This window comes from Amycolatopsis sp. NPDC114478 (assembly GCF_055633805.1).
In genome coordinates this window covers 248,216-268,776 of sequence record NZ_JBVKDO010000002.1, presented here as the reverse complement: position 1 = coordinate 268,776, position 20,561 = coordinate 248,216, and the positions used below count along the sequence as shown (strand labels likewise).

At 73.4% G+C, this 20,561-nt stretch carries 26 protein-coding genes, 1 tRNA gene and 1 pseudogene; 10 read left to right on the top strand and 18 right to left on the bottom strand.

The genetic code is table 11. The features are described 5' to 3' along the window. Positions 1–8: 8 nt before the first annotated feature. The 3 genes from selB to ACZ7OH_RS05920 all read right to left on the bottom strand — a co-directional run bounded on the left by selB (position 9) and on the right by ACZ7OH_RS05920 (position 3,092). Positions 9–1,724, bottom strand: a complete 1,716-nt coding sequence (gene selB, locus ACZ7OH_RS05930) for a selenocysteine-specific translation elongation factor (RefSeq protein ID WP_470279817.1) — start codon at positions 1,722–1,724, stop codon at positions 9–11. Continuing rightward, the gene (gene selA, locus ACZ7OH_RS05925) at positions 1,715–2,998 is read right to left on the bottom strand and encodes an L-seryl-tRNA(Sec) selenium transferase (RefSeq protein ID WP_470279816.1); all 1,284 of its coding nucleotides are present in this window, start codon (positions 2,996–2,998) and stop codon (positions 1,715–1,717) included. The genes selB and selA overlap by 10 nt, the downstream gene beginning before the upstream one ends. Then, a tRNA-Sec gene (locus tag ACZ7OH_RS05920) sits at positions 2,998–3,092 on the bottom strand. Before ACZ7OH_RS05920 ends, selA begins: the two co-directional genes overlap by 1 nt. A 54-nt stretch (positions 3,093–3,146) precedes the next feature. Here ACZ7OH_RS05920 and selD point away from each other — a divergent pair. Both selD and ACZ7OH_RS05910 read left to right on the top strand, forming a co-directional pair. Beyond that, on the top strand, positions 3,147–4,139 hold the full coding sequence (gene selD, locus ACZ7OH_RS05915; protein WP_470279815.1) for a selenide, water dikinase SelD: 993 nt from the start codon (positions 3,147–3,149) through the stop codon (positions 4,137–4,139). A 34-nt stretch (positions 4,140–4,173) separates the two neighbouring features. Next, a complete protein-coding gene (locus ACZ7OH_RS05910; RefSeq protein ID WP_400909435.1) occupies positions 4,174–4,386 on the top strand; it encodes a DUF2795 domain-containing protein in 213 nt (70 codons plus the stop codon). Here the strand turns inward: ACZ7OH_RS05910 and ACZ7OH_RS05905 are convergent. Beyond that, positions 4,383–4,664 carry a hypothetical protein gene (locus ACZ7OH_RS05905; RefSeq protein ID WP_470279814.1) on the bottom strand — a complete coding sequence of 94 codons (282 nt, stop codon included), beginning with the start codon at positions 4,662–4,664 and terminating at the stop codon, positions 4,383–4,385. The two genes, ACZ7OH_RS05910 and ACZ7OH_RS05905, sit on opposite strands and share 4 nt — an antisense overlap. 55 nt (positions 4,665–4,719) lie before the next feature. Between ACZ7OH_RS05905 and ACZ7OH_RS05900 the strand changes: the two genes are divergently transcribed. Together ACZ7OH_RS05900 and ACZ7OH_RS05895 are read left to right on the top strand one after the other, a co-directional pair. Further along, positions 4,720–5,286 (top strand): isochorismatase family protein, encoded by a 567-nt coding sequence (locus ACZ7OH_RS05900; RefSeq protein WP_470279813.1) that lies wholly within the window; start codon positions 4,720–4,722, stop codon positions 5,284–5,286. A gap of 77 nt (positions 5,287–5,363) precedes the next feature. Beyond that, positions 5,364–5,540 (top strand): annotated as a pseudogene (locus ACZ7OH_RS05895) (RidA family protein); the annotation flags it as partial. 19 nt (positions 5,541–5,559) lie between these two features. Here the strand turns inward: ACZ7OH_RS05895 and ACZ7OH_RS05890 are convergent. Genes ACZ7OH_RS05890 through ACZ7OH_RS05880 form a run of 3 tightly spaced genes read right to left on the bottom strand, consistent with a single transcriptional unit; the run spans position 5,560 to position 7,706 of the window. Then, complete coding sequence (locus ACZ7OH_RS05890; protein ID WP_470279812.1) at positions 5,560–5,892, bottom strand: antibiotic biosynthesis monooxygenase family protein; 333 nt, start codon at positions 5,890–5,892, stop codon at positions 5,560–5,562. A 42-nt stretch (positions 5,893–5,934) separates the two neighbouring features. Then, on the bottom strand, positions 5,935–6,837 hold the full coding sequence (locus ACZ7OH_RS05885; RefSeq protein ID WP_470279811.1) for a serine hydrolase: 903 nt from the start codon (positions 6,835–6,837) through the stop codon (positions 5,935–5,937). After that, entirely contained in the window at positions 6,834–7,706 is an 873-nt protein-coding gene (locus ACZ7OH_RS05880) for a LysR family transcriptional regulator (protein WP_470279810.1), read from the bottom strand. Before ACZ7OH_RS05880 ends, ACZ7OH_RS05885 begins: the two co-directional genes overlap by 4 nt. A 101-nt stretch (positions 7,707–7,807) precedes the next feature. Between ACZ7OH_RS05880 and bla the strand changes: the two genes are divergently transcribed. Continuing rightward, positions 7,808–8,710, top strand: coding sequence for a class A beta-lactamase (gene bla / locus ACZ7OH_RS05875; RefSeq protein WP_470279809.1), 903 nt, complete (start codon positions 7,808–7,810; stop codon positions 8,708–8,710). Here the strand turns inward: bla and ACZ7OH_RS05870 are convergent. From ACZ7OH_RS05870 to ACZ7OH_RS05835, 8 genes are all read right to left on the bottom strand, one after another. Further along, positions 8,694–10,013: a MiaB/RimO family radical SAM methylthiotransferase gene (locus tag ACZ7OH_RS05870; RefSeq protein WP_470279808.1), complete on the bottom strand. Its 1,320-nt coding sequence runs from the start codon at positions 10,011–10,013 to the stop codon at positions 8,694–8,696. The two genes, bla and ACZ7OH_RS05870, sit on opposite strands and share 17 nt — an antisense overlap. Position 10,014: 1 nt before the next feature. Beyond that, complete coding sequence (locus tag ACZ7OH_RS05865; RefSeq protein ID WP_470279807.1) at positions 10,015–10,155, bottom strand: hypothetical protein; 141 nt, start codon at positions 10,153–10,155, stop codon at positions 10,015–10,017. Between the two features lie 141 nt (positions 10,156–10,296). Beyond that, positions 10,297–10,929 carry an NAD(P)H-dependent oxidoreductase gene (locus tag ACZ7OH_RS05860; protein ID WP_470279806.1) on the bottom strand — a complete coding sequence of 211 codons (633 nt, stop codon included), beginning with the start codon at positions 10,927–10,929 and terminating at the stop codon, positions 10,297–10,299. Positions 10,930–10,959: 30 nt separating this feature from the next. After that, positions 10,960–11,193: a hypothetical protein gene (locus ACZ7OH_RS05855; RefSeq protein WP_470280312.1), complete on the bottom strand. Its 234-nt coding sequence runs from the start codon at positions 11,191–11,193 to the stop codon at positions 10,960–10,962. Between the two features lie 103 nt (positions 11,194–11,296). Next, positions 11,297–12,547: a PucR family transcriptional regulator gene (locus ACZ7OH_RS05850; protein ID WP_470279805.1), complete on the bottom strand. Its 1,251-nt coding sequence runs from the start codon at positions 12,545–12,547 to the stop codon at positions 11,297–11,299. A gap of 24 nt (positions 12,548–12,571) precedes the next feature. Further along, positions 12,572–13,270, bottom strand: a complete 699-nt coding sequence (locus ACZ7OH_RS05845; RefSeq protein WP_470279804.1) for an alpha/beta fold hydrolase — start codon at positions 13,268–13,270, stop codon at positions 12,572–12,574. A gap of 11 nt (positions 13,271–13,281) precedes the next feature. Beyond that, a complete protein-coding gene (locus tag ACZ7OH_RS05840; RefSeq protein WP_470279803.1) occupies positions 13,282–14,382 on the bottom strand; it encodes an FAD-dependent oxidoreductase in 1,101 nt (366 codons plus the stop codon). Further along, a complete protein-coding gene (locus ACZ7OH_RS05835) occupies positions 14,379–15,068 on the bottom strand; it encodes a TetR/AcrR family transcriptional regulator (RefSeq protein WP_470279802.1) in 690 nt (229 codons plus the stop codon). Before ACZ7OH_RS05835 ends, ACZ7OH_RS05840 begins: the two co-directional genes overlap by 4 nt. A 120-nt stretch (positions 15,069–15,188) precedes the next feature. On the opposite strand from ACZ7OH_RS05835, the gene ACZ7OH_RS05830 reads away from it, so the two are divergent. Together ACZ7OH_RS05830 and ACZ7OH_RS05825 are read left to right on the top strand one after the other, a co-directional pair. Beyond that, positions 15,189–15,719: a hypothetical protein gene (locus tag ACZ7OH_RS05830; protein ID WP_470279801.1), complete on the top strand. Its 531-nt coding sequence runs from the start codon at positions 15,189–15,191 to the stop codon at positions 15,717–15,719. 278 nt (positions 15,720–15,997) lie between these two features. Beyond that, a complete protein-coding gene (locus ACZ7OH_RS05825) occupies positions 15,998–16,426 on the top strand; it encodes a DoxX family protein (RefSeq protein WP_470279800.1) in 429 nt (142 codons plus the stop codon). Here ACZ7OH_RS05825 and ACZ7OH_RS05820 read toward each other — a convergent pair. Both ACZ7OH_RS05820 and ACZ7OH_RS05815 read right to left on the bottom strand, forming a co-directional pair. Continuing rightward, positions 16,423–16,929, bottom strand: coding sequence for a VOC family protein (locus ACZ7OH_RS05820; protein ID WP_470279799.1), 507 nt, complete (start codon positions 16,927–16,929; stop codon positions 16,423–16,425). The genes ACZ7OH_RS05825 and ACZ7OH_RS05820 overlap by 4 nt on opposite strands. Before the next feature lie 34 nt (positions 16,930–16,963). Then, entirely contained in the window at positions 16,964–17,644 is a 681-nt protein-coding gene (locus tag ACZ7OH_RS05815) for a TetR/AcrR family transcriptional regulator (protein WP_470279798.1), read from the bottom strand. Between ACZ7OH_RS05815 and ACZ7OH_RS05810 the strand changes: the two genes are divergently transcribed. The 3 genes from ACZ7OH_RS05810 (at position 17,639) to ACZ7OH_RS05800 (ending at position 19,974) form a co-directional block, all read left to right on the top strand. Next, the gene (locus tag ACZ7OH_RS05810) at positions 17,639–18,001 is read left to right on the top strand and encodes a YybH family protein (protein WP_470279797.1); all 363 of its coding nucleotides are present in this window, start codon (positions 17,639–17,641) and stop codon (positions 17,999–18,001) included. The two genes, ACZ7OH_RS05815 and ACZ7OH_RS05810, sit on opposite strands and share 6 nt — an antisense overlap. A gap of 508 nt (positions 18,002–18,509) precedes the next feature. After that, a complete protein-coding gene (locus tag ACZ7OH_RS05805; RefSeq protein WP_470279796.1) occupies positions 18,510–19,379 on the top strand; it encodes an alpha/beta fold hydrolase in 870 nt (289 codons plus the stop codon). A 4-nt stretch (positions 19,380–19,383) separates the two neighbouring features. After that, the gene (locus tag ACZ7OH_RS05800) at positions 19,384–19,974 is read left to right on the top strand and encodes a TetR/AcrR family transcriptional regulator (protein WP_470279795.1); all 591 of its coding nucleotides are present in this window, start codon (positions 19,384–19,386) and stop codon (positions 19,972–19,974) included. Here ACZ7OH_RS05800 and ACZ7OH_RS05795 read toward each other — a convergent pair. Then, positions 19,971–20,513, bottom strand: a complete 543-nt coding sequence (locus ACZ7OH_RS05795; protein WP_470279794.1) for a dihydrofolate reductase family protein — start codon at positions 20,511–20,513, stop codon at positions 19,971–19,973. The genes ACZ7OH_RS05800 and ACZ7OH_RS05795 overlap by 4 nt on opposite strands. Between the last annotated feature and the right edge of the window lie 48 nt (positions 20,514–20,561).

Sequence of the window (20,561 nt, the reverse complement as noted above, 5' to 3'; positions counted from 1 at the left end):
TCGCAGCTCTAACCGCGCACCCTTCGGGTTCCGTCGCCCAACGGCTCGGTCAGGGCCGCCGCGTCGAGGCGTTCCAGCAGCGGGATCATCACCCGCCGCGTGCTGTCCAGCGCCCGGCGGGCCTCCGAAACCGTGAACGGCCGGGGCAGCCCGCGCAGCTCGGCCACCGCCCGCTCCTCGGCGTCCGGGCCGAGCACGACGCCGTCGGCGACCGCCGTCAGCCGGCCGAGCCGGACCGCCGCCGCTAGCTCGCGGCGGCCCAGGCCCAGCGCGCGCAGCTCGTCCGCTTCCGGGGCGCGGAACGGGTGCTCGGCGAGCCGTTTCACCACCGTTTCCAGCGCCTTCTCGACGGCCGGGGCGAGTCCCGCGCCGGGCCGGCGCACGAGCCCGCCGGTGACCTCGAACCCCGTGCCCGCCAGCAGCGGAGCGACCAGCTCCGGCGCGGGCAGCCCGAGCCGCTGCCGCAGCGCTTCCACCGGCACGCCCGCGGCCAGGGCGTCCCAGCCCCGGACGATCGCCGCGGCCTCGGCGCGCAGCCCGGCGACGCGCGCCGGGTCGGCGAACCAGTCCCCCATCCGGTCGCCCGTCTCCGGCAGGCCCATCGCCGCGAAGTCCGGCGCCGGCACGAAACCGTTGCGGCGCAGGTAGGTCCGGGCCAGGTCCGGGTCCGCCAGCTCCTCGCCGCGGGCCCGCGCCGCGCCCCGGCGGGCCAACGACGGCGGCCGGACGTCGAGCACGTCGAACCCGGCGGCGATCCGGTGCTCGCCGGGGTCGCGCAGCAGCCCCCGGTCGCCCACGCGCAGCGGCAGCGCGGCCGCCGTGGTGAGCCGCGCGGTGTCCGTCCCGAGTGGACGGACGCGCACCGGCACCGCCGCCGTGCCGAAGTGCAGCACCAGGTTCCGGTGGACGTCCGCGCCGCGCAGCCGGACGTCGAACTCGGCCGTCGCGTGCCACCGGCCCGGCGTGAGCAGGACGTCGCCGCGGCGCACGTCGGTCCGGGCCGTGCCGCGCAGGTTCACCGCCACCCGGGCCACCGCCGTCACCCGGTCGTGGGACTTCCCGAGTGCCTGCAGGCCGCGGACCTTCACCCGCGCGTCCCCGAGCACCAGCTCGTCGCCGACCGCGATCGTCCCGGCCGCGAGGGTGCCCGTGACGACCGTGCCGGCCCCCGAAACGGTGAACGCCCGGTCGATCCACAACCGGACATCGGCGTCCGGATCGGGCGTCGGCAACCCCTCGGTCAGGGTCCCGATCGCCGTGCGCAGCTCGGCGAAACCCGCGCCCGTCTTCCCGCTGACGGCGACGCTCGGCACCGCGCCCAGCGACGTCGCCGCGATTTCGTTCAGCGCCGCCGCGGTCGCCGCCGCCGGATCGGCCCGGTCGGCCTTCGTGACGACGAGCAGGCCGCGCCGGACGCCGAACGCGTCGAGCGCGGCGAGGTGCTCGGCCGACTGCGGCATCCAGCCCTCGTCGGCCGCGACCACGAACAGCACCGCCGGCGCGGGCCCGGCGCCCGCGAGCATGTTCGGCACGAACCGCTCGTGGCCCGGCACGTCGACGAACGCGACGTCTTCCGCGCCGATCCGCGTCCAGGCGAAGCCGAGGTCGATGGTGAGGCCGCGGCGGCGTTCCTCGGCCCAGCGGTCCGGCTCCATCCCGGTCAGCCGGCGCACCAGCGTCGACTTGCCGTGGTCGACGTGCCCGGCGGTGACGATCACCCGCATCGGCGGACGGCTTCCCGCAGCTTCGCGTCCTCTTCCGGCCGCACGGCCCGCAGGTCGAGCAGGCACCGGTCGCGTTCGACGCGGCCGACGACCGCGGGCTCGCCGGTCCGCAGCGCGACGGCGTACCGGGCGGGCAGGCTCACCGCGACGCTGGGCAGCTCGACGCCCGGCGCTCCCCCACCGCCGACGGCCGCGACCGACGGGACGACCCGGGCGTCGACGCCTTCCCAGGCCCGCACCAGGGCTTCCGCCCGGTGCCGGAGACTCTCGACGGACGCGTCGAGAGCCTCCGGCACCGGCGGCCGCGGCCCGCGCAGCGTCGCTTCGAGGGCGGCCAGGGTGAGCTTGTCGACGCGCAGGGCCCGCGCGGCGGGGTGCCGCCGCAGCCGTTCGACGACGTCGGCGGCACCGAACAGGAGACCGGCCTGCGGGCCGCCGAGCAGCTTGTCGCCGCTGGCCGTGACAACCGTGGCACCGGCGCGCAGTGCGGTCGCGGCGTCCGGTTCGTCCGGCAGGAGCGGGTGCGGGGTCAGCAGGCCGGACCCGATGTCGGCGACGACGGGCACGCCGAGCCCGGCCAGCTCGCCGAGCGCCACCTCGGAGGTGAAGCCGGTGACGCGGTAGTTCGACGGGTGCACCTTGAGGACGAACCCGGTGTCGGGGCCGATCGCCTCGGCGTAGTCACCCGCGGTGGTCCGGTTGGTGGTGCCGACTTCGCGCAGCCGGGCGCCGGTCGACGCCAGCAGATCGGGGATGCGGAAGCCGTCCCCGATCTCGACCAGCTCGCCCCGGCTGACGACGATCTCGCGGCCCGGGGCGAGGGTGAGCGCGCAGAGCAGCAAGGCGGCCGCGTTGTTGTTGACGACGTGCACCGCGGCGGCGTCCGGGACGGCGGCGGCGAGCGCCGCGAGGGCACCGCGGCCGCGCCGGGCTCGCTCGCCGGTCGCCAGGTCGAACTCGACGTCGGTGGCGCCGCCGGCTGCCACCAGGGCGTCCAGCGCGGCCGCGGACAGCGGGGCCCGGCCGAGGTTGGTGTGCACGACGACGCCGGTCGCGTTCACCACCGGCCGCAGCGACGCCGCGCTCGCCGGGAGCCGCGTGAGCACGACGTCGACGACGTCACCAGGGGCGACCTCGCCGTTTCGGGCCGCCTGCTGAACTTCGGTGACCACAGCTTTGACCAAGTCGCGCCCGAGCGTCCCCGCCGCCTTGGCGACGCGGGGCTCGGCCAGGACCGCGTCCGTCCGCGGGATCGCGCGGCGGGGGTCAGGCATGGCGGAGGCGGACGGGAATCGAACCCGCCAGCGGCAGGACCTGCCACTCAACGGTTTTGAAGACCGTGCCGGTCACCAGGCCGGATACGCCTCCCTGCACCATGGCGCCCATCCTGCCAACTCCGCGGCCGGCGGGCACGATGAACCGGTGGAGTACCGGCTGACGCAGTACGCGCACGGGGGCGGCTGCGCGTGCAAGATCCCGCCCGGCGAGCTCGAGGAGGCCGTCCGCGGCCTGACCGGGAGCTCCCCCGCCGACCCCGTCGGCGAGCTGCTCGTCGGCCTCGACACCGGCGACGACGCGGCCGCGGTCCGGATCTCCGGGTCGACCGCGCTGATCGCGACCACGGACTTCTTCACGCCGGTCGTCGACGACGCCTACGACTGGGGGCGGATCGCCGCGGCCAACGCGCTGTCCGACGTCTACGCCATGGGCGGCACACCGGTGGTCGCGGTCAACCTGCTCGGCTGGCCGCGGGAGACGCTGCCGTTCGAGCTCGCGGCCGAGGTGCTGCGCGGCGGCCTCGACGTCTGCGGCAAGGCGGGCTGTCACCTGGCCGGCGGGCACAGCATCGACGACCCGGAGCCGAAGTACGGGCTGGCCGTCACCGGTGTCGCGGATCCTTCGCGGCTGCTGCGCAACGACGCTGGCCGCGCGGGCGTGCCGCTGACGTTGACCAAGCCGCTCGGCGTCGGCGTGCTGAACTCGCGGCACAAGGCGACGGGCGAACGGTTCGCGCAGGCGATCGACCTCATGACGACGTTGAACGACGTCGCGGCCCGCGCCGCGCTCGCCGCCGGGGCCGTCTGCGCCACCGACGTCACCGGCTTCGGGCTGCTCGGCCACCTGCACAAGCTGGCCCGGGCCAGCGGGGTGACGGCCCGGATCGACCCGGCGGCGGTGCCCTACCTCGACGGGGCGCGCGAGGCGCTGCGCGACGGGTACGTCAGCGGCGGCACCCGCCGGAACCTCGACTGGGTGGGCCTGCACGTAGACGTGTCCCGGATTTCTTCCGACGAGGCACTCCTGCTGGCCGACGCGCAGACGTCCGGCGGGCTGCTGGTCGCCGGGGAGCTGCCGGGACATCCGGTGATCGGGGAGCTCGTGGCGCGCGGGGACCACACGATCGTCGTGGGCTGAGTTTCGGGCCGGCCGAGGCGGGTACGCGGGGATCATGCCTGCACCGGACCGTTCCAGCCTCGAACAGCACCTGGCCGAGACCGACTACCCGTGCGGCCGCGACGAGCTCCTGCGGCGCGCGGCCGCGGCGGGCGGCGGCGACTCCGTGCTCGGCTCGCTCGGCGGGCTCGCCGAAGGCGACCGGTACGAGAACTTCGACGCCGTGTGGGAGGCGGTGTCGGCCAAGCACATCGGCGGAGCGCCTTAAGCGAGCCGCTCCACGGCGTCGCGGGCTTCCTTGAGGTCCGCGCCGGTGTTCTCGCGGTAGACCTTGATGGCCTGGATCTTCTTGCCTTCGCGCAGCAGGGCGGTGACCTCGGCGAGCCCGGGCTCTTCGACGGTCACGCCGAGCTGCGCGACGATGGCGTCCAGCTTCCGTTCCATCCGGTCGAGCCGGCGGCTGAGCCTGCGTTCGGTGGTCGAGGAGCTCAGCCCGACGACCGCGACGAGCAGGACGATCCCGAGCAGCAGCATCCCGTAGTCCATGGCGGGTCATGCTACGTGCGGAAAACTGTCGGTGCCCGCGGTTAAGGTGGCCCGCATGACGACATTGCCGGATCGCCCCCGCACCGCCCTGCTCGTGGTCGACGTCCAGAACGGCGTCATGAAGGAGGCCCACGACCGCGCGGCGGTCCTCGCGAACATCGTGGCGCTGGTGGAGAAGGCGCGGGAGGGCGGGGTTCCGGTCGTGTGGGTGCAGCACACGAGCGACGAGCTGCCGCGCGGGAGTGCGGTGTGGGAGTACGTGCCGGAACTGGTGCGGGACGAGGCTGAAGCCTTGGTGCACAAGGAGTACGGGGACTCGTTCGAGGACACGGACTTGGAGCCGGTGCTGTCTTCACTGGGCGTGGGGCGGCTGGTGGTGGCCGGCGCGCAGACGGACGCTTGCATCCGGTCGACGTTGCACGGGGCGTTCACCCGGGGTTACGACGCGACCTTGGTGGCGGACGCGCACACGACGGAGGACCTGTCGGCGTATGGGGCTCCGGCTCCCGGGGAGGTCATCGCTCATACCAATTTGTATTGGTCGTTCCAGACCGCTCCGGGCCGGACCGCGGGGACGGTGAAGACCGCGGAGGTGGACTTCGGGGTCACGGCTTCGGCTTGAGGTTGGCCGGGCGGGGGAGGTTGAGTGAGCGGCTCGACGCCTGTCGAACTGGCGCGCCCGGCTCTCGCCTCGAGCCCTTGGCGAACCTCGTCCGGCGCAACGTCTACACCACCGACGTCGACGGGCTCTTCGCACTACGGCGTGCTGGCCGCTCAGGTCGGCGCCGCCGGGTGGCACCGGCGACGACCATGCTCGGCCTGACGCGGCCGGCCATCCCCGGCCGGCTCGTCGAGCTGGAGGGCACGGCGGTCGCCCAGGACGTACGGCTTCGAGCTACGTCGGCCGCTCGAAGCCGTACGCGCGCTCCACTTTGGCCACCTCGATGTGGTAATCCGCGTACCACTGCTCGCGCCCGCGCCGCTGCGCCTCGAGGTGCTCCGGGTGGCGCTGCCAGCGGGAGATCGACTCGGCGTCGCGGTAGTACAGGACCGTCAGCTCACGGCCGTCGGCGTCCGTCCGGGACTCGCGCCCCAGGTAGCCCGGCTGGACGCCGCCGAGTTCGCCCATCCGCGCGTCCATTTCCGCGTAGCCGTCGAGGTTGCCCGCGTCGAGCTTGCTGCTGATGATCACCGCGTAGTACAGCGGCTCCGGTCTGGTGAAGGACACCGGCGGAGCCTAAGTCCGCCCCGCCGGAAGCCCAACCGGATTTCATGCTCCGCGCAGATGATCTCGCAGCGCGCGGGCCACCCGGGCCATCAGCACGTCCGCCTCCGGCTGGAGGACCGCCGGGACCCGCGACTCCGTCAGCGCCACCACGCCGAACGCCCTTCCGTCCGCGTGCTCGACCACTCCCGCCTCGTGGCGCAGGTTCAGCAGCGTCCCCGTTTTCGACGACCAGCGGGCCGCGTCCGAGGCGAAGTCCGGGGTCAGCCGGTGGCCGATCACGTTGTGCGCCATCAGCTCTCGCACGCCCGCCGCCACCGCCGGGTCGATGCGGGACGGCGTCCACAACGCCTGCAGCAGCTCCAGCACCGCCCGCGCCGACGCCGCGTTCGCGCGCGTCACGTCCAGCTGGGCCAGCCGATGCCCCCGGCCCGCCGTGCCCGCGCCGATCGCCAGCGCGTGCGCCAGGTCCACCTCGCCCGCGTCCAAGCGCTCCGCCGGGGTGTCGACGAGGTCCGCCACCAGGTGCCGCACGGCGATCCCGGACAGCCCCCACCCGTTCAGCGTCCGCATGATCTCGGCCGGCGGGGTCAGGCCGAAGAGGACGTCGGCCGCCACACCGTCGCTCAGCGCCGTGCTCAGGTACAGCAGGTCGTCGACGGCGATCCGCGCCGGGTGGCGGAACCGGGTCAGCCCGATCGGCCCGGGCGTCGTGACGCCGCCGGGCGCGACTTCCAGCTGCGTCGCGCCGTCCAGCTCGCCGCGGCGGATGCGCTCCAGGGTCGCCGCCGCCAGCGGGACCTTGACCAGGGACGCGATCGGGTACACCCGGTCCGGGTCGATGCCCAGTTCGTGCCCGGACCGCAGGTCGCGAACCAGGAACGACCCGCGCAGCCCGCCGTCGTCGAGCTCGGCTCGCAGCTGCCGGACCAGCGCCTCCGCGGTCATTCCTCGGCTCCCAGGCAGCGTCCGACGGCGGCGGCTAGACCATGCAGCCGGCCGGCGTCCTCACCCAGCGCGGCCGCGACGGCGAACCCGCGCGCCAGCGCGACCTCGCCGACCGGCCGCCAATGCAGCCGCAGCTCCGAAGCCTGCGCCCGCGAGCACAGCAGCAGGTCCGCCGATCCGAACACCGCCGCGGCCGCCGCGGTCAGCGAGCCGGCCACCTCGACCTGGGCGGGCGGCAGCCCCACGGCGTCCCGCGCCCGCAGCAGCGGATCGCGGACGTGCGGGACGTCGTCCTCCGGCTGGATCCACACGCGCCGGCGCGGGCCGCCGGACCGCCCGGCCCGCAACGTCTCCAGGTGCACGACCCGCGCCTTCGGGGCGACCACCCCGGCCAGGCCCAGCGGAACCGACCACACTCCCTCGTCGGCCGGGACCGCGACGAGCGCCGCCCGCACCTCCTGGGCGCGGACGAGCTCGGCCCGCTCCCCCGGCGGCGCGACGCGGAACTCGAGGTGGACCTCCAGCGCCCGGGCCTCGGCGGCGAGCTCCGCCAGTTCGCGCACGCCGCACGTGTCCGGGACGGCCACGCGCACCGGCCGCAGCCGCGCGCGCCGCACGTCGTGTTCGAGCGTGTCGGCCAGCTGCACCAGCCGTTTCGCCGACGGCAGCACGTCCCGGCCGAACGGCGTCAGCCGCGCTCGCCGGGTCGAGCGGTCGAAGAGCCGCTCCCCGAAGTGCCGTTCGAGCGCCGCGATCCGCCGGCTCGCGACCGGCTGCGGGATGCGCGCGACCGCCGCGCCCGCCGTGAAGCTCCCCGCTTCGCTCACGCTCACGAACGCTCTGCAGCCACCGACCAGGTCCACGACCACACTCTATGCGATTCCGGCATGGAACCGCGAGTTTCCGTCTTGGACAGCATGAGCGAAGCCGGTGAGACTGCGGAGGTCGTCAAGATCGGAAAGGGTGTCCTGTGCCGTTGCCCCACGTCCAGCGGACCGCGCTCGCCGCGCTGGTCCTCGTTTCGCTCACCGCCTGCGTCGCCGAAGCGCCCGCGCCGGCTCCGGCCGCACCGGCGCCGTCGAGCACCGCCGCCGGCCCGCAGGCCGACTTCGCGCCGCTGGAGCGGGAGTTCGACGCGCGCCTCGGCGTGTACGCCGTGGACACCGGCTCCGGCCGCGAACTCGCCCACCGCGCCGACGAACGCTTCGGCTACGCCTCGACGCACAAGGCGTTCTCGTCGGCCGCCGTCCTCCAGCGCACGAGTGTCGACGGACTGGCGAAGGTGCTGAAGTACACCCGGGCCGACCTGCAGGAGAACTCCCCGGTCACCGAGAAGCACGTCGAGACCGGCATTTCCCTGCGCGACGCGATGGACGCGGCCCTGCGCTACAGCGACAACACCGCCGCGAACCTGCTGTTCCGCGAGCTGGGCGGACCGCAGGGGCTCGCCGCCGCATTGCGCGGGATCGGCGACACGACCACGCACGTCGACCGGATCGAACCCGGCCTCAACGACCTCGCGCCGGGCGACATCCGGGACACCAGCACCCCGCGCGCGATGGCCACGAGCCTGCGCGCCTTCACCCTCGGGGACGCGCTGCCGCCGGAGAAGCGGCAGATCCTGACGGACATGATGCGCGCCAACCAGACCGGCGCGGCGGTGATCCGGGCGGGCACGCCCGCGGGCTGGGCGGTCGCCGACAAGACGGGCACCGGCGGCTACGCGACGCGCAACGACATCGCCGTCGTCTGGCCGCCGGGGCGCGCGCCGATCGTGCTGGTGGTGATGTCCGACAAGAAGACCGAGCACGCCGACCACGACGACCGGCTGATCGCCGAGGCGGCGAAACTCGCGTTCAGCGCTCTTCGGTGAGGACGCGCGCCCGCAGGTCGACGCCGTGGGTGCCGAAGACCTCCGCCCGGACGAGCGACCCCGGTTCCGGCGCCGCTTCCGGGAACGTCACGCGCCCGTCGACCTCGGGCCCCTGGTGCGCTGCCCAGCCGTGGCCGCCGGTGCCGACGAGCACCTCGACGACACTGCCGATCCGCTCCTCCGCGCGGTGGGAGACGACCTCGTCGGCGAGCAGCGACAGCTCCTCGACGCGCTGGGCGAGCACCGGGGCCGGCACCTTGTCCGGCAGGCCGGCGGCCTCGGTGCCGTCCTCGTCCGAGTAGCCGAACACCCCGGCCGCGTCCAGCCGGGCCTGCTCCAGGAACCGCTTCAGCTCGGCGAAGTCCGCGTCGGTCTCGCCGGGGAACCCGGCGATGAAGTTCGAGCGCACCCCCGCGTCCGGCGCCAGCGCCCGGATCCGCCCGAGCAGCTGCAGGAACCGCTCGCGGTCGCCGAACCGGCGCATCCGGCGGAGCACCGGCCCGCTCGCGTGCTGGAACGACAGGTCGAAGTACGGCGCGACCCCCGGTGTCCCGGCGATCACCTCGACGAGGGACGGCCGCAGCTCGGCGGGCTGCAGGTAGCTGACCCGGACGCGGTCGGCGACGCCAGCGAGCTTCGGCAGCAGTTTTTCCAGCGCCTGCAGGTCGCCGAGGTCCTTGCCGTACGACGTCGAGTTCTCGCTGACCAGCACGAGCTCCCGGACGCCGTGGCTCGCCAGCCACTCGGCTTCGGCGAGGACCTCGGCGGGCGGCCGCGAGACGAACGCGCCGCGGAAGCTCGGGATCGCGCAGAACGTGCAACGCCGGTCGCAGCCCGACGCCAGTTTCAGCGGCGCGACCGGGCCGCCGCCGAGCCGGTGGCGCAGCACCCGCGGGCCGCTGGCCGGCCCGTCGCCCGGCACGTGGGCGACCGCGGCGGACGGCCGCTGGACCGGCGTGATCGGCAGCAGCGTCCGCCGGTCGCGCGGGGTGTGCGCGGACCGGGTCCGGCCGTGCAGGACGTCCTCGATGCGGTCGCCGATCTCCGGGTAGTCGTCGAACGACAGGACGGCGTCGGCCTCCGGGAGCGCGTCGGCGCGCTCGCGGCCGTAGCGCTCGGCCAGGCAGCCGACGGCGACGACCTTCGCGCCCTTGCCGGACTCGGCGAGGACCGTGTCGATTGACTCCTTCTTCGCCGCTTCGATGAACCCGCAGGTGTTCACCACGACGACGTCGGCTTCGGCGCCGGGTTCGGCGACCTCGTTGCGCGCGCAGCCCAGGGTGACCAGCGAGACGGTGCGCACGTCAGTAGGCGACGACGTCGCCCCGGCCGCGGCCTTCGTCGCCGATCGCGCGGGTCTGCACCAGCACGGGCGCGTCGACCGCGGGCGCGACGGCGTTCAACGGCAGGTAGGCGGTGATCATCATGCCGCTGGCGAGCAGCACCCGGGCCACCTTGCGGCGCTGGTCGCCGGCTTCGTGGACCCCGACGCACGTGCCCCACTGCCGGCCGGCCGGTGCCTCCGGTGCGGTTTCCGCGCGCCGCGAACCCCGCTCAAGGTCTTCACCGGAAGTGGCCGGAACCGGTCAGTGACCACCGAACAGCTGCCGGACCTCGGTTTCGACGTCGTCGAGCCACCCGGCCCGCTGCCGCTCGCCGGCGTCCGCGACGACGCGCAGGACGAGCCGACGCACCTCGGGCTCGCCGAGGTAGGGCGCGAGACAGCGCTTCCAGATCGCGTCGAGCGGGTCGCCGAAGAGCGTCCGCTCGCGCTCCGCGGTGGTGTCGGAGGTGTTCACCACGAGCAGCCGGCGCAGCGAGAGCAGCGACTCCGGCGCGCCGCCGGCGTCGTCGAGGCGGTACGCCACGCCGGGGACGAGGATCCGGTCGAGCCAGCCGCTGAGGATGGCGGGCGGCTTGCCCCACCAGTTCGGGTGAATCGCGACCAGCCCGCCCGCGTCCCGCAGCTCTTCGCGGTGGCGGCGCACCAGCGGGTCCAGTTCGGCGGCGAGGAACTCCTCCGCCCGGGTCCCGCTGGTGTAGGCCTCTTCGGCGGTCAGCACCGGGTCGAAGCCCTCGGCGTACAGGTCGTGGAAGCGCACCGGCCGCCCGGCGCGGGTCAGCGCGTCCCGGACCCTTTCGGCGAGCGCGTGGTTGAAACTCCCCGGCCGAGGGTGGGCCAGCAGGACGACCACCGGCCGGGACTCGTCGTCGATCACCGCATCAGCTTGCCACGGCGGCCCGGCGGCTCAGCCCGCGTTCGCCAGCAGGCCCGGCCCCGAAGGCGCGTTCTCCATCAGGCAGCGGTGGCACGGCATCCCGCGCAGCCCGTCGAGCACTTCGGCGTCGCCGGGGAAGATCGCTTCGCCGCACAACGCGGTCAGCCGGTCGGGCACCTGGCCGGCGGCCGGAACGGGGATCAGGTGGCAGACGCGTCTGCTCTCGCCGACGACGCCTCGGCGTAGCCGCACCAATGCGAGCATCCCACCGTTCTCACCCATAGCCGAAAGGTAGGCCGAACGGCTCATCCCGGCTTCGTGCCCGCGCACCAACGATCTTCGCCGCCGGTGGTCCGGGATACCAAAGTCAGGCCGGCGACAGCACCGCCGCGCCCAGGCGGTGGCTCAGGTTCAAGGCCAGCTCGACGTCCAGGCGGCTCTCCTCGAGCTCGCGCGGCAGCAGCTCCTGCGCCTTGCGGACGCGGTACTGCACCGAGTTCTTGTGCATCGTCAGCTCGCCCGCGGCCGCGGTGTAGCTGCCGCCGGAGGCGAGGAACACGCGCAGGGTGTCGCGCAGCCGCCCGCAGTTCTCGTCGTCGGCGCTGAGCGGCCCGAGCGTGCTCGCGACCCACAGCCGGGCCGCGTTGAGGTCGGTGGTCATCAGCGCCACCGTGCCGACCTCCCGGAAGGTCAGCACGCGGTCGCAGTGCTCGCCGGCGGCCAGCGCCAGCGCGTGCACCCGGCGGGCCTGCTGGTGGGTGTCGCGGAAGCCGGCGACGCCGGTGCCGGGGTCGCCGACCGTCACGCGCACGCCGGGGTCGGCCTCGGCGAGCACCGCGTCGAGGTGCTCGCGGCGGACCCCCGCGACCGGGAGCCACGCCCAGGCGCCGGCCTCGTCGCGGGGCACGAACAGCGGCCGCCCCGCCCCGCCGGCGCGTTCCAGCACCGCGCCCGCGACCGACTCCAGCAGCGACAGCACGTCGTGCGCCTCGGACGCGTGCCAGACGACCATCCCGACGTGCGTGCCGCGCAACCGGTAGCCGATGACGGCCTCGGCCGCGTCGACGTCGGCCGGCCCGCCGTTCTCGCTTAGCAGGTCCAGCACCTTCGCCGCCCGCGCGGCACTCCGGTTGAGCAGCCACTTGTCGCGTTCGTCCTGGTAGACGCCCACGAGCTGGCGCACCACCCGGGTGATGAACTCGTAGGCGACCTTGAGCAGCCGGCGCATCATGGCCCCGAGCAGGGCCGCGTCGTCGACGAGCCGGGTGCACTCCTGGAACCCGTAGTCGAGCATCGCGGCCTGCCCGAGGTCGTAGGCGAGGATCAGGTCGAACACCGGGGTGCCGCGCTGCGCCAGCCGGCGCGCGTACTCCACGGCCGCGGCCGGCGGCTCGACGTTGGCGGGGTCGATGCCGTGCTGGAAGATCTGCAGCGCGGTCTCGATGTTCTGGTAGACGCTCGCCGACAGCAGGCTCACCATGCGCTCGTCGTCGTTGACCAGCTGCGGCAGGTCGGCCGCGTACAGCTGGACCAGCTCCCCGGCCAGCTCGACCGCCCGGTCCGCGAGGGTAGCGGCGATCTGGCGGATGCGGTCCGAGACGACTTCTTCGTCCACCATGGAGCTACTCTACGGGGTGGACGATCAAGCTCGTCCGGCGAACTCGTCGATCAAGGCGAACGTTTCGGCCGGAGCCTGAACGTGCGGCACGTGCCCGGCACCGGCGACGACCTCGAACCGCGCGTCGGCGAACGCGGCGGCGTAGGCCTTGCCGAACTCCGGCGGCACGACGACGTCGTCCTCGCCCCAGATCAGCAGCGCCGGGATCCGCACCCGGGCGAGCCGGCGCAGCAGCTTCGGGTCGGCGATCCGCGGCCCGGCGTAGTCCCGCAGCGCCGCCATGTCGGCGGGGTCCGGTCCCGGCGCGCCGGGCGGCGGCTGCGGCAGGCTGATGGCGTGGCCCTCGACGTCCGGGCCGATGCCGTCGAGCACGACCAGCTCGCCGATCCGCCGGCCGCGGTCGCGGACGGCCATTTCGGACGCGACCCAGCCGCCGAACGAGCTCGCGACCACCAGGACGTCGCGGGCGTCCTCGTCGTCCAGCAGGTCGAGGTAGGTCACGGCGAGGTCGTCGACGCCGGAGAACCAGTCCGGGCGCGGCGTGCCCGCCCACCCGGGGTGGGTCGGCGCGAGCACCCGGGCGTGCGGCGCGAAGTGCTCGACGATCGGCTCGACGCCCCGCGGGCCGGCGCCGCCGTGCAGGACGAGCACCGTGCGGTCGCCGCTGCCGGTGTCGACGAGGGGGATGTCCAGTCCCGGGTGGGGACGCAGTGTCCGGGTCATCATGTGTCCTTTCAGGAGTGCGTGTGGGCCAGCATCTGCTCGACCATCGCGGCGGGCGCGTCCGGCCGGAAGCAGGCTTCGAGGTTGTCCGCCGACTCGCGGGCGGCTTCTTCCGCTCGCGGGAACAGCTCGGCTTCGTACGCCGAGAGAGCGCTTTCGACGTCGTCGTGCGCGGCGAGTGCGAGGGCCAGCTCGGCGGCGTCGAGCATGGCGAGGTTCGCGCCCTCCCCCGCGAACGGCGACATCACGTGCGCGGCGTCGCCGAGCAAGGTCACCCCCGGCACGCGGGCCCAGCGATGGCCGACCGGCAGCGCGTGGATCGGACGCGGGATCAGCGGGTCGTCGCTGTCCTCGAGGAGGGCCCGCAACCCGGCGTCGAAGCCCGCGAAGACGTCGAGCAGCCGGTCGCGGTCGGCCAGCTCCGTGACCGCCGCCGGGTCGTCGTTCTTGACCGCGGCGTACACGCGGATGCGGCCGCCGCCGTTGCGCTGGGCGATCAGGCCGAGGCCGTCGGACAGCGCGAACATCGAACCCGGGCCGACGAGCGCGCCGGCGGCCGGGTCTCGGGTGTCCACATCGGACAGATGAGCTTCCACGAACGACAGTCCCGAGTAGCCCGGCACGGCGGCCGACAGCAGCGGCCGGACCTTGGACCAGGCCCCGTCCGCGCCGACGACCAGCTCGGCCTCGACAACCTCGCCGGTGGCCAGGGTGAGGCGGCCGGCGTCCACCGCGGTCACCTTGGTGCCCCACCGGACGACGCCGTCGGGCAGCGACTCGACCAGGATCCGCTTGAGCGCGCCGCGATCGACCTCGGGCCGCGTGCCGCCGGCGGCGTCGGCGGCCTCTTCGAACCGGACGACGCCGTGGCGGTCGAGGATGCGCAGCGCCTCGCCCTCTTCGCGCGCGATCGCCCGGAACCGCTCGGTCAGGCCGGCTTCGGCGAGGGCGCGCTGCCCGGATTCTTCGTGCAGGTCGAGCGTGCCGCCCTGGTCGCGGGCGGTCGGCGACGCGTCCAGCTCGTAGACGGTCGACGCGATCCCGCGGGTGTGCAGGACGCGGGCCAGCGTGAGGCCGCCGAGGCCACCGCCGACGATGGCGATCCGGGTCATCGGGTCTCCTCGGGTTCGGAGCGCGGGGTGGCGAGCGCGCCGTTGAGCAGCGCGTCGAACGCCCACCGCGAGCGGGTGGGGCCCGAACCGGACACCAGGTCGGCGGCCAGCGCGGCGATGTGCGGGTGGGTGTCCGGCGAAGCGGTGGCCACGGACTCGACCAGGACGTCGTGCTCGTGCGCGGCCCCCGGTTTCTCCCGGCGGCTGCCGTGCTCGACGGCGGTCGCCGTGGCGGTCAGCAGCAGGATGTCGACCGCCCAGGCGGCCTGCCCCGGCGCCATGCCCCCCTCGTCGAGCAGCGCGAGCACCGCCTCGACGAGCTCCAGGTAGTGCGGCCCGCTCAGCCGGGTCACCAGCGCGACGCGGGCCAGGCTCGGGTGCGCGAACAGGACCGACCGGTAGGAGTCCAGCACGGCCCAGAGCCGTTCACGCCAGTCCCCCGCGCCGTCGAGCCGGACCTCGGCGAGCAGTTCGTCGAGGACAGCGGCGTGCAGTTCTTCGGTGTCCTTGACGTACACGTAGAGCGACGCGGGGCCGGTGTCCAGCTCCTTGGCGAGCCGTCGCATGGTGACGCGCTCGACGCCTTCGGCGCGCATGACGGCGACGGCCGTCGCCACGATCCCTTCGCGGGACAACGCCGGCTTCGCCGGTCGTTCCCGGCGGTTGTAGGTGCTTTCCGGAGCCATGGCCCCACTGTAGCGAACATGTTCGTTACGAGCACATTCGGGACGAACATGTTCGTGCGGGCTCCGTCACAACCTCGCAGCCCTTTCACGCGTGTACGCGGCGACACCGGGGAGGACGTCATGCATCCACTTCAGAACGGTGAACGGTTGCTGTGGTCAGGCAGACCGGAGCGTCCGCAACGCTGGTTTCCGGAGCACTTCACCTTGCTGCTGGGCACGGTCGCGGTGTTCGGCGTCTTCGGCACGTGGATCGCCGTGTACGACTCGATCGAAGCGTTCGTCGGCTTGCCCATCACCACGACGATTCTGTTCTCCACGACGCTCCCACACCTGCGGATCCGCCGCGCCCGCGCCTTCGCGACCATCTATCTCGTCACCGATCAGCGGATCATCTTCGCGGCGCAGTGGCCGACCGGGGCCGAGTACCGCTGGGTGCGGTTCAGCCGGCTCGGTCCACCGCGGGTCGAAGCCGACGAGCGGGGCATCGGGACGATCACCTTCGGCACGAGCCGGTGGACCCGCTGGCAGCTGGCCAACAGACCGCAAGCCGGCACTTGGGCGCCGTTCGTGCCGGACCTGTACGCGATCGCGGACGCGCCGCGGGTGGCCGAGCTGATCGGCGAAGCCCAGCGGGCCCTACCGCACCGATAATCGAAAAGAATCGGAAACAATCGCGAAACACAGACCACTCGACAAGCTGGTCTGGACCACTTTGCGAAGATCACCCATACGGCGGTTCCCGTTCTACCACAAGGCGAGACAGAGGTCCAGACCACTGTGTCAACCCCGGTTCCGCACTTCATTCGGAAAACCGGTTAAGCAACTTTCGGGGGGTGTGTCAACTTCTCACGAGCGGTATATCTGATTCCACCGAATCCGCACCGGCCGGCCGCAACCACCGGCCGGCCCGATGCCGCCCGGAGGCGCCCGTGCACCGCTTGGACCCGGCCCGCGACCACGTCATCGGGCTCTACCGGATCGTGATCGGCTTCCTGTTCGCCTGCCACGGCGTGAAAACGCTCTTCGGCGTGCTCGGTGCGAAGGCACCCGCCGCCGTCGGGGCGTGGCCCGGGTGGTGGGCCGCCGTCATCCAGCTCGTCTGCGGCGTCCTGGTCTGCGTCGGCCTCGGCACCCGCGCGGCCGCGGTGGTCGGCTCCGGCTCGATGGCCTTCGCGTACTTCACCGTGCACCTGCCGACCGGCCTGCTCCCGATCCAGAACGGCGGCGAGGCGGCGGCGCTGTTCTGCTGGGGCCTGCTGGCCGTGGCGTTCGTCGGCCCGGGCCGGTTCGCCCTGGGCAACCTGCCGGCCCTGCACCGGACCTCGTCGGAACCGGCGCGGACCCGCGTCACGGCCTAGGGGCGCGAGATCCCGACGCCACTGCGCGCGTCGGGACCGTACTTCGCCAGCTCCCGCGCGAGGTCGAGCGGCCCGCTCTTCGCCCGGTCCTCTTCGGTCAGCAGATCGCGCGGGATGATCCAGACGACCTCGAACTCGAGCCCGCTGGGATCCTTGGCGTACAACGACTTCGTGGTTCCGTGGTCGGACGAGCCGACCAGCGCGCCGGCCTCGGCGAGGCGGCCGGCGAGCCGCTCGAGGTCGCCGAGCGTGTCGACCTCCCACGCCAGGTGGTACAGCCCGACCGACGTCTCCCCCGCGCCCGAGTCGGCGGCGTGCGAACCGAGCTCGAACAGGCCGAGGTCGTGGTCGTTGGTCGAGCCGGGCGCGCGCAGGAAGGCCGCGCCGCGGTGGACGTCGCCGCCCTCGATGTAGTCGAAGCCCAGCACGTCCCGGTAGAACGCGACGCTTTCGGCGACGTTCCGGACGTACAGCACGGCGTGGTTCAGACGGAAGATCGACATCGACGGCCCCCGTGCGCGGAAATCGGTTGAAGTTTCAACCGAAGGGTAGCACGAACGACGCCACCCAAAGCCGGCCGAGCCAGGCCGCGTACCGCTCGTCGGACCACCCGCGCTCCTCGACGAGGTGGTGCCACAGCGTCCCGTCCGTCGTGGAGAACGGCACGTCGCGAGACTCCTCTTCGGAGACGGCCAGCTGCCCGGTGGCCGCGGCTTCGCGCGCGTGCCCGCCCATGCTCTCCAGCCGCTGCCGGTCGATCTCGGTGAGCATCGCCGCCGCCGCGGGGTCGCTCGCCGCCGCGCCGCGCACGGCGAGGTGCAGCCGCGCGGTCCGGCGCATGGCGGCGGTGTTGAAGACCGCGAACGCGGTGAGCCGGGTGCGCAGGTCAGGCTCGGCGAAGAGGGTCCGCAGCTCCGGCCGGTCCAGCATCGGGACGTCCTCGTCGTCCCCGCCGACGGTCACGTCCCAGGTCCGGTGCAGCAGCGCCGGCTTGTTCTTGAACGCCGAGTAGACGGTCTCCGGCGCCACGCCCGCCTCGGCGGCGACGTCGGCGATGGTCGTCCGGCCGTAACCCTTCGTGACGAACAGGTCGTGCGCGGCGGCCAGGATGCGCCGCCGGTTCTCCCGCGCCTGCTCCGGCCGGCGGCTCGAGTCGTACCGCCTCTTGACCGGCTCGCTCTGCTGCCGCGGGAGACCGCCGCCGAACGGGCCATGCACAACGGGGACGCCGGACCCCGCACCGCACTGTGGCCGAAGGCCGACCCGGTCAGCCTTTTCGGCGCCTGGCTGCCGATCCGCACCGGCTGGGCCGACGTGAGCGACGCCTTCCGCCGCGTCGCCGCGCAGTTCTCCGACTCCCGCGAGTACCGCTTCGAAGTCGTCGCGGCCGGCGCCAGCGGAGACCTCGCCTACACGATCGGCTACCAGCACAACACCGTGACGCTCAACGGAAAACCGGCGACGTACACCCTGCGCGTGACCCACGTGTACCGACGCGAAGAGGGCGAATGGAGGATCGTCCACCGCCACGGCGACCGGCCACCGGACGAACCCGCGCCGCTCCACTCTCGGTAGGTCCGGTGACCGACCGGGCGACAAACCTTCGACACCGCATCGAGGCCCTGGTCAGGCGCGCCGGAGGTTCGTAGGGTGAGTCCACCGCAGGACACCGTGTCAGCTGTCCCGCGGGCGGTGATGCCCCCGGATCCGACCTTTCCCCGAAGCCAAGTCCCGGGGCATCACCGCGACTAACCCCTCGAGCCGCGCAGGCGACTTGCGACGACCAGCCGGCCTGGCAGCGCGGGTTCGAGCAGTGGGCAGCCCTCGGCGCGAGCGGCTGCGCGAGTCGGCCCCCCTTCCGCCGGGCCGCAGGCAGTCTCGGCGCACCCGGCCACCAAAAACCGGCCGCTCCCACCGAGCCGCGAGGCGGTCGGCCGTCCGACCCAGCGCCCCTTCCCCAAGCCCGGGCAGCGTCGGCTCGGCCGGCCGAGCCTGCCCACCACCACCAGCCGCAAGCGCCCCTTCGCCCCCATCAATCCCGGACTCATTTACATACATACACCATGTATGTACTCTGCTGCACATGACGATACGCAGCGAATCCTTGGGCCAGGAACGCCGGATCCGGCTGCCGGCCGGCGAGGTGCGGTACTTCGAGCGGGGCGAGGGCGCCCCCGTGGTGTTCGTTCACGGCGTGCTGACGAACGCGGAACTCTGGCGGAAGGTGGTGCCGGACGTCGCCGCGGCTGGCTTCCGGTGCCTCGCCCCGGACTTGCCTCTCGGCGCGCACGACCTCCCCATGCGCGCGGACGCCGACCTCTCCCCCACCGGCGCCGCCGACCTCATCGCCGACTTCCTCGAGGCGCTCGACCTGCGGGACGTCACGCTCGTCGCGAACGACACCGGCGGAGCGCTGACGCAGATCATGCTCAGCCGCCGGCCGGAGCGGGTCGGGCGGGTCGTGCTCACGCCGTCCGACTGCTTCGAATACTTCTTCCCGCCCATCTTCAAGGCGCTGCCGCCGATCGCGCGGATCCCCGGGTCGATGGCGGTGCTCGGCCAGTTGCTCCGGATCAAAGCGCTGTACCCGCTGCCGCTGCTCTTCGGCTGGGTGACCAAGCGGCCGCTGCCGGACGCCGTCGCGCAGGCCTACCTCGGGAAGCTGCGGAAGTCGGCCGGGGTGCGCCGCGACCTGCGCAAGCTGCTGCGGGACGTGCACCCGCGCCACACCCTCGCCGCCGCCGAGGCACTGCGCACCTTCGACCGTCCCGTGCTGCTCGCGTGGGCCACCGAGGACAAGCTCTTCCCGCTCCGGCTGGCCCACCGGCTCGCCGCGCTGCTGCCGGACGCGAAGCTCGTCGAGATCGCGGACACCTACACGTTCATCTCCGAAGACCAGCCCGCCGCGCTGGCCGGGCACATCGTCGAGTTCGCGGGCGTCATGGCAGATTAGGCGGGTGCGACGTACCCAGCAGGACCGTTCCGCCGGCACCAAGGCCGCACTGGTCGCCGCCGCGCGCGAACTGTTCGCCGCCCGCGGCTACCAGGCCGTCCCGGCGGACGAGATCACCCGCGCCGCCGGCGTCACCCGCGGCGCGCTGTACCACCACTACGCCGACAAGCAGGGTCTGTTCCGCGCCGTCGTCGAAGAGCTGGAACGCGAACTGACCGACGAGGTCCAGGCCGCGTTCGCCGACGGCGCGGACCCGCTGACCGGCATGCTGCAGGGCCTCGGCGTCTTCCTCGACGCGTGCCTGCGCGAGGAGGTCCGCCGCATCTCCCTCACCGACGCGCCCGCGGTGCTCGGCTGGGAGGTCTGGCGCGAGATCGAGGCGGAGTACGGCCTCGGCCTGATCGTCGCCGTGCTCGAGCAGGCCAGGGCGGACGGGCTGATCGTCGAAATGCCCGTCCGGGCCCTGGCCCAGCTCGTGCTCAGCGCGGTGATGGAGGCGGCCCGGATGATCGCCGCGGCGGACGACCCGGCGCGGACCCGCGCCGAGGTCCAGCAGGTCCTCGGCGGCTGGCTCGCGAGCCTCCTGCGGACCTAGCGCGTCCGGTAGGTGCTGAGGATCGCGGGCCCGACCTGCGTGGTCGACACGAGATCGAGGTCCGCGGGGGTTTCGAAGAGCCGGCGGCCCGCGCCGGCGACACTCGGGAAGACGAGCACGCGGTACTCGTCGACGAGGCCGTGGCGGGCGAGGGTCTGCGCGATCCCGACGGACCCGATGACGATCACGTCCCGCTCCTCGCGCTCGACGACGTCGGCGAGATCTCCCTGCAGCAGCACGGAGTTCTGCCACGCGGACACGTCCTGAAGGGTCCGCGAGGCGACCAGCTTCGCCGCGGCGTTGAGGCGGTCGGGGAACTCACCCGAGCGGCCCGGCCACAGCTTCGCGAACAGCTCCCACGTCGTCCGGCCGAACAGGAGGACGCCGGTCTCCAGCAGCGTCCCGAGCCGGAACTTGTCCCCTGCCACGGCCTCCGGGCCGTGCCGGAAGGCCCAGCCGCCGGTGGCCGTGCCGCCGGAGCCGTCCGGGTCCTCGACGACGCCGTCCAGGGTGAGGAACTCGACGACGATCACGCTCATGACTGCTCCCGGTGGTCTTCGCCACGCCCTGGTGGCGCGGCCTCACCG